A 14574-nucleotide genomic window follows, 5' to 3' on the forward strand; every position below is an offset into this window, starting at 1 on the left:
ACGACGTAGGGTCGGCTGCGACAACGATGTCGTCACGCCGACCGACGAACGGAAGTACCAGCCATGCCGAAAATCGTGCTGTTCGGGGCCACCGGGTACACCGGCCGCCTGATCGCCGAGGCCCTGATCGGCCACGGCGCCGCGCCCGTACTCGCCGCCCGTAACACCGCCGCGCTCGACGAACTGGCCGCCGGACTCGGTGGCGCGGAGACCGCGGTGGCCGATATCGGCGACCCCGGTTCGATCCGCGCGCTGCTGGGCCGCGGCGATGTCCTGGTGACGACGGTGGGGCCGTTCCTGCGGTACGGCAATCCCGCGCTGGCGGCGGCCCTCGCGGCCGGTGCGCACTACTTCGACTCCACCGGGGAAGGCCCGTTCATCCGCACGGTGTTCGACCACGATGCCGAGGCACGAGGCGCGGGCGTCGCCTTGCTCACCGCGTTCGGATTCGACTACGTGCCCGGCAATCTGGCGGCCGGTCTCGCCCTGGCCGAGGCGCCGGATTCCGTCCGCGCGGAGATCGGCTACTTCGTCGACGGCCCCGGCACCAGCGGCGGCACCCGGGCGTCCATGGCGGGCATGGTGTTCGAGGAGGGTTTCGCTCTTCGTGGCGGACGGGTCGCCGGGGAACGGACGGCCGCCCGGATCCGCACGTTCGAGGTCGCGGGCCGGGCCCTCACGGGCGCTTCGGTGCCCGGTTCGGAACATCTGGCCCTCGTCCGCTCGTATCCGGGGTTGCGTGACGCGAACGTCTATCTCGGCCTGCCCGGGCCGGCGGCACGCGGCCTGCAGGCCGCCTCCCTGGCCGCCGGTGTGGCGGGGCGCGTCCGGCCGGTGCGGCAGCTGGCCGAGTCGGCGCTGACCCGGCTGGTCAAGGGCTCGACCGGTGGCCCGAGCCCCGCGTCGCGTGCCCGCACGAAATCATGGGCTGTCGCCGAGGTTTCGGACGCCACCGGCCGCGTCTCGGCGTCGGTGACACTGTCGCTGGGCGACCCCTACGATTTCACCGCGGCGATCCTCGCGTGGGGCGCGCGGACCGCGCTCGACGGCGGCCTCCGCGACACCGGCGCGCTCGGCCCCGTCGAAGCCTTCGGCCTCGACGCCCTCACCGCCGGTGCGGCCGAAGCCGGTCTGCGCCGATAGTCCCTGCCGGCACGGCATCCGGGCCGAGCGGACCGGCGGCCGAAACCTGTTCCTTACCGCAGAATGATTGCCGCTCAGTATGTTTCGGTGTTAGGGTGCGAATGCTCCGGATGGAAGAGGGCAGTGGATCCTGCGCGCGATCCGCACGTTCGGCGAACGTGCGGTATATCCGGCGTTTACTGTAGGGTTCTGCGGCGAAACAGGGAGCGGGGGTAGCCATGACGCATATCGAGCGCGTGGAAATGCCGGACGGGGTGGTCATCTACGCCCGGGTCGACGACGAGGCCACCACCTCCACCGGTGTGGACGTCGGGCTGCGGGATCGCTTCAAACTCGACAGCCTCGGGCCGACGATCAGCAGCGTCGCCGCCGCGGTGCACGGCAGTGTGCGGGGGCTGAAACCGGATACGGTCTCGGTGGAATTCGGCCTGGAACTCTCGCTCGACGCCGGCAAGGTCGTCGCGGTGCTGGCCTCGGGTGGGGCGAAGGCCTCGCTGAAGGTGAAGCTCGACTGGGGCACGGCCGCCACCTCCACCGACCGATAGCCGAGGGGGTAACGCTGCCGTGCCGGTACACGCCGATATCGAGGATCTGCTGAAGGCCGCGACCGCCACGGTGTCGGCCGATCGGCACGATGCCGCGCCGATCGGCACCGCCTTCCGTATCACACCGCACTACGCGGTGACGGCGGCACATGTGGCGGTTCCGGCCGGGCCCCGACTACGACTCGCCTTCGGCGACGGCAGCACCTGCGGTGCCGCCGTGGTGGCCGCCTCACCGCAGCAGACGCAGGGATCGGCCTGGGGTTTCGACGATCTCGCCGTGCTGCGGCTCGATCCGCACGACGGTGTCGCGGCACCGTGCGTCCTCATGGCCGAGCCGGTGCTGAGATACGGCGACGAACTCCTCGTCTGCGCGCTCAACGCCAGCCGGCCCGACGAACGGTTTCTCGAGGTCCACCACGGATACCGGTTCCGGGACAGGCAGCCACCGCTGTTCTTCACCGCCGACGGCTCCCGGCCGGTGGTCCCCGGTATGTCCGGTGCACCGGTGTGGTCGGTGCGTTACGGCGGCGTGGTCGGATTGTTCAAGGCGAGCGAGAACGTCAGCACCACGCAGGGCGGCGGAATCTCCTGCCTGCTGGAATGCCTGCGCCTGCGGGGCGCGCAACTCTATGCCGAAATCGTCACCGCGCACGACGCGTACCACCGGGACGAGCAGGCATGGGTCGACCGGCTGGCCGCGAAGCACGTCGACGAGAACGCGGGCCTGACCCGCCGGCGGATGGTGGAAACACACGGCTGGCTGGCGCGAATTCCGTTCGCAGCCGACCGGGAATCGCTCCGGGAAGCCCTGCGGGAGCTCGCGGGCGAACTGTTCCGGGACTCGTTGCTCGACCCGGGTAAGGACCGCCTGCTCACGCCGCGGGACCTGGTGGAATACATCGGGACCGAGAGCCAGAACTGGAAGATGGAGCTGTCCCGGTTCTGCCGCCTCGCTCCGGGCTATTTCCCGGTTCCGCCCGATGTGGCACAGGGGCTCGACGACCTCCCCAAGAAAATTCTTCTGCCGTGGGAATACCTGGAATTCGAGAAGAAGGAGCATTCCACTCGCCGGGAACTCGAACGGACGCCCATGTCCGCCCCCCGGGAATCGGCCGAGACGACCACCCTGTTCGGCATCATCGTGCCGGACGAGGGTCCGCGGCTGACCCCTGATTCGCCGGTTCCGCACCGCTACGAAGTGGCGACGAGAAACGGGCGGGAAATCATCACACCGGGGCCCTCGGACCGGTGCGATAGTTACGACCAGGCCAAACAGGTACTAAAACAGGCTCTCGACAACGCGCTCGGCGAAATCGCGAAACCGCCGCACGCCGTCGAGCTCGTCATCGCCCTGCCCGACGAGTACCTGACCGATGAGCCACTCTACGAATGGCGCCGCTCGCAGGAGCGCCCGTTCAGCAAGTTCATGATGTGGCTACGGCGCAGCAGCACCTGGGAGAAGACTCCCGAGCAGTTGGCCGATCTCGACCGGCGCTGGGAGCGGCTGCGCGACAGCGACTCCGACGATCTGGCCTGGTTCGGCTGTGCCGACGCACGGGCCCGGGATCTGGCCGCACTGCAACAATTGTTCGTCACCGAGGACGCGCCCGCCGGGATAGGCGTATCCCAGCCACCGACCACCGCGGTGCTCACCGCAGCCGGTTCGAACGCGCTGCCCGTGACCCTCTGGCATACCGACGGCTGCGCGGAGCATCCCGACGGCGGCCCGGTATGCGACGGAACGGCTTTCCGGGCGGACATGACCGCCCGGATCGGCCGCCGCTCACCGCTGGATTGGTACGCTGCGATCTGGCGTGAACAGCTACAACACGCAGGTTCCGGGGACCGGGACGAATTCTGGCGCAAGATCGTCTGCATCATCGACAGACCCGGGGAAAGCAAACTATGTCCTCCGCTCGCCGGGCCGGGGCAACGAGGGAGTTGATATGACCGCGCCGACGTGGCATGTGTTCCACGGGTCGGGGGAACCGCGCCCGGACGGCTGGGACGCCGTGCCGCCACCGATGATCTCGCGCACGTTCACCGGGCAGCCCCTGGTTCCACCTCCGCAACCGCAGCCCGATCAGCCCGCCCAGATGGACCGGAAACTCGGCCGCAACGGGATCGGCGCCCATCAGCTGCGTTCCGACGATCTCGATGTGATCAACGCGGCGCTGCTGTGCCGGCGACCGTTGCTCGCGACCGGCGCACCGGGGCTGGGTAAATCGTCGCTGGCCTACCTGATCGCCCGTGAGCTCGGATTGGGGCCGGTACTGCACTGGCCGATCACCAGCCGCAGCACCCTGCGCGACGGCCTGTACCACTACGACGCGCTGCGCCGGTTCGAAGAGGCCCAGCTGCCCGGCAACCGGTCCGAGGCGAACGGGGCGGCCGATCTGGCCGACTACATCACGCTCGGCCCGCTCGGCACGGCGCTGCTGCCCTACCGGCGGCCGCGGGTCCTGCTGATCGATGAAATCGACAAGGCCGATATCGATCTGCCCAACGATCTGCTGCACGTCTTCGAGAACGGCGAATACCAGATCGACGAACTGCGCCGGATCCGCGCCCATCGGCCGGAGGTGGAGGTCTTCACCCACGAGGGCCGCGAACGGGTCCCTGTCCGTGCGGGTTTCGTGCAATGCAATGCCTTCCCGGTGATCATCATGACCAGTAACGGCGAGCGCGAGTTCCCGCCCGCGTTCCTGCGCCGTTGTCTGCACCTGCGGCTGGAGAAACCCGAACGCGCGCAATTGGAACGGGTGGTCGCCGCACACCTGGGAAGTGCCGCGGTAGACGAATACAGCGATATAATCGACAATTTCGTACGTCGGCGCAGTGAACTCGGGACGCTGCCGACCGACCGGTTGCTGATCGCGCTGCACGTGCTGACCCAGGCCGGGCGGGTGGACGGCGCGGACCGGCTGGACCGGCAACGCCTGGCCGAGCGGCTGATGCAACCCACGGACTCCGGAGGCTGAGATGTCGAGCCTGTCCGAACTCCTCGACGCGCTCCGTGGACTCGATGTCGACGGCGGTACGGTCGCGGAGGCGCTCTGGCTCGCCAAACATATTTCGGACCAGCCGGATTCCGCCGCGCCCGCCGAAGAACCGGCATCGCCCGATACCGAGATCGGCCCCGCCCCGGACCCACTCGATCCCGGCGTCGCGCAGCACGTCCTGCCTCGGGATATGGCGCTGCCGGTGCCGCCCGGCCATGCCCCGGCCTGGCCGTATCGTTTCGAGGCCGATATCCCCGCACCCTCACCACTGGATTCGGAGACGAAAGTCCTCGGCGAGCTCCGGCCACTGGCACGCCGGATCGCCGACCCGCACGAACGGGTCTTCGACGAGGAAGCGACCGTGGAACGGACCGCCCGCACCGCCGTCGCCTGGCCGATGACCACGGCGAATACGGTGCGGCAGCGCGAGGCGGCCCTGGTTTTCGACCGGCATTCGTCGATGGCCGCGTGGAGTGGGCTGGCCGAGGCGGTGCGCAACCTGGTGAACACGGTCGGGTTCCGCCGCGTCACGGTCTGGTATCTCGACGAAGACGCGGCCGGCGCGCCACGGCTGGCCATGAATCCGCGGGGGACCGCCGACCGCGCTCTCTCGGCGCTGGCCGATCCGACCGGCCGCCGCGTGGTCATGGTGTTCTCCGCCTGCCTGGGCGACGCATGGGTATCCGGCGCGGCGGCAACGGCTTTGGCCCGCCTGGCCGCGCAGTCGCCGGTGGCGGTGGTCCAGCCGCTGCCCAGCAACCTGTGGCGGCGGACCGGCCTGGAATGGGGTCACGGCCGGGTTACCGCCGTCGTCCCCGAACGCCCGTCCCCGTTGCGGCTCATCACCCCGGCGGACGCCGCCGTCGTACCCGTGCCGGTGCTCGAACTGACACCGGGCTGGATCCGGCCGTGGGCCCAGTTGCTCTCCGGGGAACGCCGATCGACGGGGTACCCCCTGCTGCGCGTACCGGAGCCGGCGCAGGAGCGGCCGCGGCCGCTGGCCGTCCGGCAGGACGAACAACTCGGCCACAACGCCCTCGAACGAGTGCGGCGGTTCCGTTCCGCGTCCTCGCCCGAAGCGTTCCGGCTGGCCGCGAGCCTGGCCCAGGTGCCGCTGCTGCCGCCGATCATGCGGCTGGTCCAGCAGGCGGTGCTGCCGGGCAGTAAACGCAGTGTGCTCGCCGAGGTACTGGCGGGCGGGCTGATCGAGGATGCGGGCACCGGCTCCGCGCCGCCCTACAGCATCCCCGAGGACAGCCGGGTGTTCGCATTCCGGCCCGAGGTCGCCAAGATTCTGCGGGATGCCATTCCGCGCAGCGAAGCCGACGACGTCTTGGCGGCGGCGTCGCGGTTCGTGGCGCAACACTACGACGTCCCGGGCCGGGTTTTCCGCGCAGTCGTATCGCAGCCTTCGGCCGGCGGTTCGCCGTTCGCGTACCTGTCCCCGGAAACGTTGCGCCGTATCGCCCCCAATTTCCCCGATCCCCCGGCGCAACCTCCCGGCGCCGAGGACGAACAGCACTACCAGGCCCTCGTCCGCGCCGCGCACCAGGCGATACAGCGGGGCGAGGCCGATCGCGCGCTCGCGGCGTGCCGGAACGCTCTGGAAACGATTCCGATGGGGCACCCGGAACGGGCCGGCCTGCTGACGGCGCTCACCACACTGCTGCGCACCCGCTGGGAGGCCCACGGCGATCCCGGCTGTCTCGACGAAGCGATCGCGGTGGGTAAGGCGGCACTGGTCGAACTCGCGGACACCGAAGCCGGTACCGCGACGATGATCGAACTCGGCGGACTGCTGCTGCACCGATTCGAGGTCGTGGGCGGCGCCGACTACCTGACCGACGCGACCCGGGTGCTGCGCTCCGCCGTCGAAGTCACCGAACCCGGCGATCCCGGCCGCGCCGAACTGTCGGAACGGCTCGCCGACGCCCTGCTGCGCCGCTGCGAGGTCACCGGGGATCCGCTCTACGCGTGGGAGGCCGTCGATCTGTGTCTCGCGGCGGCCGAATCGGAGAGCGAGGCACCGGAGCACACGGCCGTGCTGATGTTCAAGATCGCGCGAGCCTATCTCGATATCACCGCTCTGTCGGCGACCCCGAACACCGAGCTTCCGGACCGTATCGTCGAATACTTCCGGCATGCGGTCGCCGGGCTGCCCGACGCCGCCGACGCCACGGCGCTGCTCGATACGGTGGACAGCGCCGTGCGCGCTGTCCGAACCGGCGCGCTGCCCGTCGGTTTCGCCCTCGAACTCGGGAAAGTACTGTCCCGGGTGGCGGATCCGCACAGCACCGCCGTCGCCGAGGCCCGCCGCAGGCTCGATTCCGCCGGCGACGACCGGCAATGACCGAGTACCCCGGTACCGGTCGCCGGTGGGGCACGCTGTGCGCGGCACTGCTGTTCGCCGCGATCGCGGCCGGGCTCGGCGCGGTCGCCTTGCGCGGGCTGCTCGAACTCGCCACCGATATTCTCCTCGGCTCGGTACTCCCGCTCGAACCGGTCGCCGACGGGCTGTGGCATGCACCGGCCGGGCCGCTCGAGGGCCGCGGTGCGCTGCTGGTGCCGTTGCTGGTCGCCGCGGGGATGGTGACCGCGGTGCTGTTGTCGCGTGCGGGCGGGCCCCAGGTCAACGGAACCGACGGGGTGATCGGGGCGGTGAACTCCCGGTCCCTGGACGGGCTCACCGTGCGCGGGGCGGCAGCCAAATTGACCGGTACCGCGGTAACTCTCGGGTCCGGTGGTTCCGGTGGTACCGAAGGGCCCGTGGCGCAGGTGGCGGCTTCGCTGGGGGCCGCGATCGCGCGGCGCCTGCGGTTGACCGAGGCCGACGCGAGCATGGTGGTCGCCGCCGCCTTGGGTGCGGGGGTGGGTGCGCTGTTCCAGGCGCCCCTCGGCGGCGCTTTGCTGAGCGCGGAACTACTGCGCCGGCGTGGTCTACGCCCGCGGGCACTGCTCTATGCCTTACCGGCCACACCGATCGCCTTCGGTGTTTTCGTCCTCGTGTACGGCTATAACCCGATGTTCGGCATCGTCGATTTCGGTGCGCTCCTGGATCCGGTGGCGACCGCGGTGCTCGCGGGAGTCGGCCTGGTCTGTGCGCTACTGGCCCGGCTCTACGTGGTGACCTTCCATCGCACCGGCCGGCTGCTGCGGCGGGCGCGGCGGCGGCCCGTGGTTACCGCCGCGGTGGCAGGGGCGCTCGTCGGCACGGTGGGGATTTTCGTACCGGCCGCCCTGGGTACCGGTTACGGCACGGTGTCACTGGCACTGTCGCCGGCCGCGGTACTCGCGCTGCCGCTGTGGCTGCTGCTCGCCCTGCCGTTCGTCAAGATCGCGACCACCGCCGTCACGCTGCACGCGGGCGGGGTCGGCGGGGTGTTCGGACCGGCGATCGTGATCGGCGGGACGGCCGGGGCGGCGTGCTGGCGGCTGGCCGTCGCGGCGGGCCTGGAACCCGGTCCCGCCGCGGCATGCGCGATCACCGGGGTGGCGGCCTGTCTGGGAGCGGCGGTCCGAACTCCTTTGGCCGCGTCTGTTTTCGCGGTGGAGATCGCGGGGTATCTCGTACCGCCCGCCGGACTGTTCGTCGCGGTGGCCCTCGCCGTGGCGTGCACCCGGGACATCACCTTGTTCCCGAGCCAGCAGGCCGCCCGGACTCCGCCGCGTTTCCGGCAGTTGATCGATTCGGTTATGTTGAATGCAGATGACATGAGGAGGAGAGCCGGGCCGAATCGACTCATCGGCGGAATCCGGTCCCGTCGCCGGGATCGGCCGGGCTCATCCGGGGAGGGGTGCCAGTTGGAGCCCGAGATCACGCCCGGCCTACCCGATTTGGCCGATCTGCCGCTCGACGAGTTGCTCGACGAACACCGGCCCGAAGTGAACCGCGCGGTGCGTATCGCCTTGCACCGCCGCGCCGCGGTCGGAATAGTTTTCGCCGGTCACAGTGCGGGCGGCGGGTCGTGATCGTGCTGCCGGAAAATACCGGGACGTACTCTGCCCGGCGCGGCGGCCGAGGTGAGGTCCTGCGGGTGTCCACTGCCGAACTCGATGCCCTGGCCGCCCTGGCCGACCCACCGGGGGTCCTGCCGCTGCTGGAACGGGCCCGGGTCAGCCGGAATCTGGCGTTCCTGGCCGCCGCGCTGCGCGGTGGGAACGACAGTGCCCCGCGCCGGTCGGCGCGCGCCGGTTTCGACCTGCTGGCCGCCGTACAACGGCGTGCGCCGGAAGTGGTGCGGGAGATGTTGCGTCATCACAGATTCGGTGCGTGGGTGGCGGTCTGCGCCGTCGGTGCGGGCGGGGATCCGGTCGCCGAAGAATCCTTGGCCCACCTCACCTCGTTCGCCGCCGCGGCGGCGGTGCGGGCGGGTCTGGAATTCGAGCTGGAGTTGCCGCGGGTCGGCGACGCGGTGGTGTTACCGGGCCTCGGCTGCTGGACCGGTCCGGCAACGGCTCCCCCGCGGGTCCGCCACGACGGGCGGGGCACTCCACTGCTGGACGGCTACCGCTGGACACCGATCCGCAGGCTGACGGCAGCGCTGCCGGGCGGCGGAGTCGATATCGAATTCGACGATCTCCCGCCGACCCCTTCGGCCTGGCCGGAGACCGATATCCCGGACGGCAGCTCGGGCTGGACACCCTGGGACGCTGCCGAATTCGACGAATGGCAACGAGTGTTCGGCGCGGCGATGGCACTGCTGGCCGAGGTCGTCCCCGGCCTCGCCGGCCCCCTCGCCCGCGGGATCAGGGCGGTGCTTCCCCGCGCGAGCGCCTCGTACCCGTTCGTGACCTCGACCCTCGCCGATTCCTTCGGGGCCGCCGCCATGGTCCGGCCGGCCGACGCGGTCCGGGTGGCGACGGGGCTGCTGCACGAATTCCAGCATTCGAAGCTCGGCGTGCTGATGGAGATCGAACCGCTGATCGCCGTGGAGGGTCCGGCCGATCTGCCCTCACCGTGGCGCCGCGAGCCCAGGCCCGCCAGTGCGCTGCTGCACGGTAGCTACGCGCATCTGGCGGTCGCCCGATTCCTGCGGCTGGCCGCCGGGCGCACCGGCTCGACACCGGTACCCGACGCCGAGCCGGTGCGCCGGCAGACCCTCGCCGGATGCGACATCCTGCTCGGCTCCGGCCGGCTCACCCCGGCCGGCCGGCGTTTCGTGACCTTCATGCGGCAGACCGCCGCAACCGATTCCGGCGGCCGCCCGGCCGCGCGAACAGTGTGACGGGAGTAGCGAACGTGACACATACGCCCCCTGAGCCGGCCACGGCCGAGCCGATCGTCGTCGCCCATGCGGCCGAGGACACGGTGTGGGGAATGTGGTTACAGCAGGTCGCCACCGACGCCGGGCTCGCCGTCCGGCTGCTGCGTATCGATCCGGGCGCCGGTCTGCCGTCCCGCGACGGCGGCCGGCCGCTCGCCCTGGTGATCAGCGACAACTTCATGCGGGACGCGGGGGCAGCGCCCGAGGATTGGGCGGCATACGCCACCGGCCCCGACGGTGTCCTCGCGGTGATCGTGGCCACCGCCGAGGTACCGGCCGCAGCCGAGCCGATCGCGGCGGTGGATCTGCGGCTCTTTCCCGGTGAAGCCGAGGCCCGGGCGAAGGTACTGCGTGCGTTCGGCCTGCCGGAGAACCCGCCGGCCGCCCCGGAAACCCTGGGCCGGGCCGGCCGGATGCCGATCCGGTACCCGAATCAGCAGATGTTCCTCGACTACCAGAGCAAAACCCTGCCGCTGCATCAACCGGAGTGGTTCTACGGCCGGGAAACCGAACTCGCCACGATCCGGGACACGCTGGACAAGAGCGGCGCGGCGGTGCTCACCGGGGTGGCGGGCAGCGGGAAGAGCTGGCTGGCCACGGCCTATGCGCGCCGCTTCCGCTCGCAATACGATCTCATCGCCTGGATTTCCGGGGAGAACGGCGCCGTGATGCGCACCGAGCTCGGCGAACTGGCCGAACCGCTCGGGTTGCCCGAACCGCTGCCCCGGGCTACCCGGCACACCAAGGTCGTCGCCGCGCTGCGCCGCTCCCCCAAGCGATATCTGCTCGTCTACGACAACGTCACCCCGGATCATCACCGGACCGGCGACCAATTCCTGCTGCCGCGGAAGCCGGCCCTGTTGTCGGAGATGGTGCCCTGGGACGGGACCGGTCATATCCTGCTGACCTCCAAAGTGTCGGATTGGGCGGCGCCGCAGCAGGTCCGGGTGCCGATGTTCACCGTCGCCGAGGGCGCCGACTTTCTGCGCCGGCATCTGCCCGATATCTCCGCGGAACTGGCCCGGAAGTTCAGTACGGCACTCGACGGCAGCCCGGTTCTGCTCAACGCCCTGGCCCATCGCGGCTCCCGCGGAGTCGAACCCGTGGACGAGGCCCTGCTGCACAAGGTGCAACCCGCGCCGTTCGCGGCCCTCGACGACGAACTGGCCGGGTCGTACCGGCGGGCCGCGTCCATCATCGGCGACTCGCTGCGCCCCCTGCTCGACCAACCGGCGGGCTCGGATGCGTGGGCGGCCGGCGAACTGCTGCGGCTGGTGGCTTGTTTCGCGCCTGGGCAGGCGATCTCGATCGCGTTGCTGACCTCCCAGCTCCCCGGTTCGGAGCGCCGGGCCGGCCTGCGCCTGCCCGAACCGCTCGCCGATGCGCTGGCCAACGAGCATCGCCGGCGCAATGTGCTGGCACTGGCTGTCCGCGATTCGGTGGCGGAGAACTGCGTCGACCCGCTGACGGAGCGCGGCCGGGCGCTGCGGGTCCATACCGTGCCCTGGCACGGGATCCACGATTTCCTGCCCAAGGACGTCGCCGAGGCCAACCGGCATATCGCGCACCGGGTGCTGTGCGACGCCGATCCGCAGCACAGCGACCTGCCCGCGCTGTGGGGCCGGTACCTGTGGCTGTGGCAGCAGATCATGCATACCGAGGTGCTGTCCTGCGAGCGGGTGGCGCAACCGGGCGACCCGTGCGCACAGCTGCCGGAGCTGGTCCGCCGGGTCGTTTCGGCTCTGCGCAACCAGGGCGAACTGACCGCCGCCGCCGGGTTGGGCACGCGCGCCGCCGCGGAATGGTCGCAACGGCTGGGGGAAACCGATATCGGCGTGGTCAGGATCCTGGTGGTCACCGGGAACACCCTGTGGCAGCTGGGCGCCCTCGACCGTGCGCGGGCGGCCGCCACGGCGGCACGCGACGGGGTCGAGCAGATCCGGGTCAGTTATCCCGAGGAGTACATCTGGGCGACCGACCTGCTCGCCGCGTGTACGCGGATGGCGGGCGATTGGGCGCGGGCCGTCGAATTCAACGAGCAGTCATATGCCTGGGCGGTCGAATGCCTGGGCGCCGGCCATATCGAGACGATGCGCGCCGCCCACAACCTCGCGGTGTCCTATCGGGTGATGGGCCGTTTCGCGGAGGCGATGCGGCTCGATCTCGCCAACTACGAACGTTTCCAGAACGATCCGATGCCGGCCGCCGATGCAATCCTGCGGCTGCACTGTGTGAACAACGTCGCCCGTAACCACCGGGAACTCGGCCGCGCCGCCATGTCGGTGGTCCTGCAAGAGCGGGTGGTCGCCGACTTCCTCGAACTGCTGGGCAGCCCCCGGCAGCAACACGTCCTGCGGGCCCGCAAGAATCTCGGCGTGTCCTACCGTAAGGCGGGGCGCTACCCGGAGGCTCTGGAAACCCAGCGCCTCGTGCTCACCAACCACCTCCAGGTCTACGGACCCGGGCATCCCGAGACCATCGCCGCGCAAACCAATGTGGCCAACGACTATCGCGTCGCCGGCGATACCGAACAGGCACTGGAGCACGCGGCCGCCGCGTATTCGCGCTGCGCGGACGGCTATCCGGACCACCCGTACACGGCCGCGTGCGCGGTGAACTTCGCCGCCGCACTGCGCAGCGCCGGGCACTACGAGCAGGCGCTGACCCACGACCGGGAGGCCGAGCGTATTTTCACCGAGCGGCTGTCCGCCGATCATCCGTACACCCTGGCCGCACGGACCGGCACGGCTTCCGATCTGGCCGGTCTGGACCGGATCCCGGAAGCCGTCGAACTCGGCACCGCGGCGCTCGACGACTCACGCCGGATCCGCGGCGCCGACCATCCCTATACCCTGCAAACGGCGGTGAATCTGGCGCTCGACCTGCGAGCGCTGGGTCGTGTGGCGGACGCCGATGCCCTGGAATCCGACACGCTGGAACGGTATTTCGAAACCCTGGGCAGCGATCACCCGGAGTATCTGGCCGCACACGCCCGCCGGCGGGGCGCCTGTGACGTCGAACCGCCGCCCATGTGAGCCCTTCCGCCGGCGCGGCCGTGCCGTTGTCAGAGGATGAGGCCGAGTATCGCCCACGCCACACTGACTGCCGCACCGGCGGCGGCGGAGCCGAGACCGATTATCGCGCTCATGATAGTTCCTCTCTTCGTGCGAAGAAATGTGTGCTCCGGCAAACTGCGAAACGAGAAACCCGTCGAATCATCGACACCTTTCAATGGATGCCGCACAGTCGTTCGCGACCGGGCTTCCGCCACTGCGGGATACCCCGCTTCCGGGGAATTCCACGTGTGCAGATTAGCACTCCGAACCGCTGCCGTCAGGCCCCCGATTCCGGCAACAACGGTCGTGCAAACTAACTTTCGCGGCGACCGTTCGAGGTCCGCGAACTGCGGCGTGACATCGGGTGATCTCGGCCGGTGCAGGCGAAGTCCCGTGTACCGAAATCGTTAGTCGTATCGCGGCCTTTATAACGACCCGAGCGGCGAGAACAACTCGTAATCCGGTTCGTCATCGGCGTTTGCCATTCGATCCGAGAAATGACCGTCGAATCGCTACGCGACGGATGAAACGGTCGAATTCTGCGACGGAATCTATTCTCGAATTACCCACAGGCCGAACTTGTATACGATTTCGCCGTTTTCCCGTGGCGGATACGCGAAAGGGTGACATCCACGCGACCCGCGCCCGCCGGCCCGCGCTGCCGCCGTGGTGCGCGAAACTGGACCGGTGAGTACCGACAACGACCGGACACCCCCGGCGACCAGCGCCTCGATCATCGTGCTGACACTGGCCCGGCGGGTGGAAGCCGAACTCAGTGCGGGTCTGGCGCCGCTGGACCTGACCGTCGGGCGCCTCGGCCTGCTCGGCCATATCTCCGGTATCCCCGGTGCGTCGTTCAGCGAACTGGCGCGGATGTCCGGAATCAGTGTGCAGAGTGTGCACACCGCCGTGAAGGCACTCGCCGCCGCCGGACTGGTCCGCGACCGCACCGCCCGCGCCGGTTCCGCCTCGGCCATCGAACTCACCTCCGCGGGGCTGCGGTTGCTGGACGAGGCCCGGCAGGTGGTCGCGGAGGTCGACGAGCGGTTGTTCGGTCCGGCGGCCGATCCTGTCCAGCGACAGGTCGGCGCCGCCCTGGCCGAGGCCTTCCGGGGAACAGCACCGTGAGCCACGGTGCTGTTCGCTGCTGACCGATGCGACCTTCAGCCTGCCTGAAAGAACTGCTAGGCTTCAGCCAGGCTGAAGGTTGAAAGGACCGACCCCATGAGCATCCGTCACTACCTGTACCGCGCGCCCTCGCTCTCCGCGGCGGAAGCCGTCGGCGCCGTCCGCGACGGCGCGTTGATCGTGGACGTCCGCCGGCAGTTCGAGTGGCACCGCACCCATATTCCCGGTGCCGTTCACCTGCCCCTGGAACAGTTGGCGGCAGGCTGCGAGAATCTGCCGGACGACCGGCTCCTGATCACGTTCTGCACCGGCGGCCTGCGCTCCTACGGGGCCGCGAACCTGCTCATCGAGTACGGCTTCGACGCCAAGAACATGGCGGGCGGGCTGATCGAATGGCGCGCCGCGGGCGGGGCACTGGAAACTTCGCGCGGATGAC

10 protein-coding genes are annotated in these 14574 nt (G+C 69.8%); all 10 read left to right on the forward strand.

Going from position 1 to position 14574, the window contains the following annotated elements; translation table 11 throughout:
* The first annotated feature begins 63 nt into the window (after positions 1-63).
* A complete protein-coding gene (locus tag ACQEVO_RS12720) occupies positions 64-1143 on the forward strand; it encodes a saccharopine dehydrogenase family protein (protein WP_432912507.1) in 1080 nt (359 codons plus the stop codon).
* Between the two features lie 218 nt (positions 1144-1361).
* Positions 1362-1688, forward strand: coding sequence for a CU044_2847 family protein (locus tag ACQEVO_RS12725; protein ID WP_432912509.1), 327 nt, complete (start codon positions 1362-1364; stop codon positions 1686-1688).
* Positions 1689-1707: 19 nt separating this feature from the next.
* Entirely contained in the window at positions 1708-3633 is a 1926-nt protein-coding gene (locus ACQEVO_RS12730) for a S1 family peptidase (protein WP_432912511.1), read from the forward strand.
* Between the two features lies 1 nt (position 3634).
* The gene (locus ACQEVO_RS12735; RefSeq protein WP_432912514.1) at positions 3635-4669 is read left to right on the forward strand and encodes an AAA family ATPase; all 1035 of its coding nucleotides are present in this window, start codon (positions 3635-3637) and stop codon (positions 4667-4669) included.
* Position 4670: 1 nt separating this feature from the next.
* Complete coding sequence (locus tag ACQEVO_RS12740; protein WP_432912517.1) at positions 4671-7040, forward strand: SAV_2336 N-terminal domain-related protein; 2370 nt, start codon at positions 4671-4673, stop codon at positions 7038-7040.
* Positions 7037-8659, forward strand: a complete 1623-nt coding sequence (locus ACQEVO_RS12745) for a chloride channel protein (protein WP_432912520.1) — start codon at positions 7037-7039, stop codon at positions 8657-8659. Before ACQEVO_RS12740 ends, ACQEVO_RS12745 begins: the two co-directional genes overlap by 4 nt.
* Positions 8660-8724: 65 nt before the next feature.
* On the forward strand, positions 8725-9915 hold the full coding sequence (locus ACQEVO_RS12750; protein ID WP_432912523.1) for an aKG-HExxH-type peptide beta-hydroxylase: 1191 nt from the start codon (positions 8725-8727) through the stop codon (positions 9913-9915).
* A 14-nt stretch (positions 9916-9929) separates the two neighbouring features.
* Positions 9930-12989: an FxSxx-COOH system tetratricopeptide repeat protein gene (gene fxsT, locus ACQEVO_RS12755; protein WP_432912526.1), complete on the forward strand. Its 3060-nt coding sequence runs from the start codon at positions 9930-9932 to the stop codon at positions 12987-12989.
* Positions 12990-13697: 708 nt separating this feature from the next.
* Positions 13698-14138 (forward strand): MarR family winged helix-turn-helix transcriptional regulator, encoded by a 441-nt coding sequence (locus ACQEVO_RS12760; protein WP_432912529.1) that lies wholly within the window; start codon positions 13698-13700, stop codon positions 14136-14138.
* 96 nt (positions 14139-14234) lie between these two features.
* Entirely contained in the window at positions 14235-14573 is a 339-nt protein-coding gene (locus ACQEVO_RS12765; protein WP_432912532.1) for a rhodanese-like domain-containing protein, read from the forward strand.
* Position 14574 lies beyond the last annotated feature (1 nt).

It is taken from the genome of Nocardia sp. CA-290969, from assembly GCF_050936135.1.
Classification (GTDB): domain Bacteria; phylum Actinomycetota; class Actinomycetes; order Mycobacteriales; family Mycobacteriaceae; genus Nocardia.

What these genes read in the sequence shown, in the direction of transcription:
- ACQEVO_RS12765 (WP_432912532.1), top strand. Translation starts at nt 14,235, where the DNA reads ATGAGCATCCGTCACTACCTGTACCGCGCGCCCTCGCTCTCCGCGGCG.
- ACQEVO_RS12740 (WP_432912517.1), top strand. Translation starts at nt 4,671, where the DNA reads ATGTCGAGCCTGTCCGAACTCCTCGACGCGCTCCGTGGACTCGATGTC.
- ACQEVO_RS12720 (WP_432912507.1), top strand. Translation starts at nt 64, where the DNA reads ATGCCGAAAATCGTGCTGTTCGGGGCCACCGGGTACACCGGCCGCCTG.
- ACQEVO_RS12735 (WP_432912514.1), top strand. Translation starts at nt 3,635, where the DNA reads ATGACCGCGCCGACGTGGCATGTGTTCCACGGGTCGGGGGAACCGCGC.
- ACQEVO_RS12725 (WP_432912509.1), top strand. Translation starts at nt 1,362, where the DNA reads ATGACGCATATCGAGCGCGTGGAAATGCCGGACGGGGTGGTCATCTAC.
- ACQEVO_RS12745 (WP_432912520.1), top strand. Translation starts at nt 7,037, where the DNA reads ATGACCGAGTACCCCGGTACCGGTCGCCGGTGGGGCACGCTGTGCGCG.